At 62.0% G+C, this 1357-nt stretch carries 1 protein-coding gene; it reads right to left on the reverse strand.

Features of this window, described 5'->3' with window-relative positions:
- Positions 1-194: 194 nt before the first annotated feature.
- Positions 195-1235: an IS110 family transposase gene (locus HYH07_RS36145; RefSeq protein WP_220006915.1), complete on the reverse strand. Its 1041-nt coding sequence runs from the start codon at positions 1233-1235 to the stop codon at positions 195-197.
- Positions 1236-1357 lie beyond the last annotated feature (122 nt).

The raw sequence follows: 1357 nt of genomic DNA on the forward strand, positions 1-1357 counted from the left end.
TTGCTTCTGTACGGGGTCGGCGCAAGGCCGCCACCTGATGGGGTCTGAAGAGGATAGGCCGACCAATCTACGTTCGCGTGGTCGCAAGGGCCACTGGATGGGTTGCGGTCTGACCTGATCCATCGTCCCGGCGAGGGGACTTCGCTTCGAGAGGGAGGTGTCGTGACCCGCTCGAAAACCTTTTGCCTCCTTGTTTAAGCTGCGGCAGCGATTTTCTTGTGGGCTGGATTGAACGGCGTCCCATCGACCAGCATCCGATGCATGATCACAGCTAATCTGCGCGCCAGCGCGACCTTCGCCTTGCTCATGCCGGCTCGCCTGGCGATCCGCATCGCCCAGCTCTTCAGCTCGGTGCAGCCTTTGAGCGGCTTGGTCAGCATGATGTGTGCGGCCTCGTAGAGCGCGGTGCGCACCGAAGCGTCACCGATCTTGCTGATCCGACCGGTATAGTCGGTCTCGCCGGACTGATACTTCTTCGGGGTTATCCCGAAATGCGCCCCCACTTGCTTGGACGATTTGAATCGGGCTGGATCGTCAATTGCCGAAGCATAGGTGAGCGACACAACCGGTCCGACGCTCGGGGTCGACATCAGCAGCTTGGCTTTGGCATCGGAACGCGCCATCCGACGAACCTGCTTCTCAAAACCGTTGAACTCGCGCAGCAGCACAGCGTGTACCGCCAGCAAGGCCTCTGCGACGGTCTCCAGGTTCGGGTGACCTGCCACCAGCTCACGGATCCGTCCGCAAAAACTTCGTTCTGTCGTCGGTCCGACCTTGAGCCCAAACCCGCGCAAGATCCCGCGCAGGCTGTTCTCGACATCGCGCAACTTCGACTGCACCAGCTTGCGGGCGGTCAACACCGTGCGCGTCTCCTGCGCGCCCATGGACTTGCAATGCACCGGGCGGAACCAGCCGAGCCGCATCAACTGGGCGATGCCGCGCGCATCGTTGCGGTCAGACTTCACCGGCATCGCCTCAAAGGCTTTGCGGACGTGCCGCGTCTCCAGTAGCTCCACCGCAAGACCGGCAGCCTTCATCGCCGCAAACAGCCATTGTGACAGCGGTCCGGCCTCCAGCCCGATCCGCTCGAGGCCCAACCCCAAACCGCGGAAGCAGGCGATCAGCGCCTCCGGCTCGCTCGCCACCTTGGCCTCGCGCAAAATCTTGCCGCTGGCGTCAACAACACACACGCTCGAGCATTCCAATGATACGTCGATTCCGGCATAGTGGTTCATGGTCGTTCCTCAATGATGCTTGGAGCGGGCTTGCCCGACTCCGTTTGACACCATCAGTCTGAGGGACGACCGCCTCCCAAGCCAGCCGCGCGACGCGCGCCTTCAAATAGCGCCGTAGCTAG

Source organism: Bradyrhizobium sp. BR 10261 (genome assembly GCF_019455395.1).
GTDB lineage: Bacteria > Pseudomonadota > Alphaproteobacteria > Rhizobiales > Xanthobacteraceae > Bradyrhizobium > Bradyrhizobium manausense.

Coding starts and splice junctions, on each gene's coding strand:
- HYH07_RS36145 (WP_220006915.1), bottom strand. CDS start 1,235: ATGAACCACTATGCCGGAATCGACGTATCATTGGAATGCTCGAGCGTG.